1 protein-coding gene is annotated in these 543 nt (G+C 61.9%); it reads right to left on the reverse strand.

Annotation, left to right across the window (positions count from 1 at the left end; genetic code table 11):
- Nucleotides 1–542, reverse strand: a 542-nt coding sequence (locus tag ACO0LO_RS29035) for an NAD(P)/FAD-dependent oxidoreductase (protein ID WP_422970030.1), incomplete at its 3' end; no start/stop codon positions are given.
- Nucleotide 543: the final 1 nt, after the last annotated feature.

The following is a 543-nucleotide window of genomic DNA, read 5'->3' on the forward strand; positions in this document are numbered from 1 at the left end:
AATTTGTCGCGGCGGTGGATGACTGTGACCTTGCTGGCAATATTGGACAGGTACAGCGCTTCTTCGACGGCGGTGTTGCCGCCGCCGACTACGGCGACTTCCTTGCCGCGGTAGAAGAAGCCGTCGCAGGTGGCGCAGGCGGAGACGCCTTTGCCCATGAAGGCTTGTTCAGAGGCGAGGCCGAGGTACTGGGCGGAGGCGCCGGTGGCGATGATGAGGGAGTCACAGGTGTATTCGCCCTGGTCGCCGATCAGGCGGATCGGTTTTTCGGTCAGCTTGGCGGTGTGGATGTAGTCGAAGATGATTTCGGTGTTGAAACGCTCTGCATGCTGCAGGAAGCGCTGCATCAGTTCGGGGCCTTGCACGCCCATGGGGTCGGCGGGCCAGTTTTCTACGTCGGTGGTGGTCATCAGCTGGCCGCCTTGTTCCACACCGGTGATCAGCACCGGGTTCAGGTTGGCGCGGGCGGCATAGACTGCGGCTGAGTAGCCGGCGGGGCCGGAACCGAGGATCAGGACTTTGGCGTGTTTTGGTGTGGACATA

The sequence above is a fragment of the Undibacterium sp. TJN25 genome (assembly GCF_049339885.1).
In the GTDB taxonomy this organism is placed as follows: domain Bacteria; phylum Pseudomonadota; class Gammaproteobacteria; order Burkholderiales; family Burkholderiaceae_D; genus Undibacterium.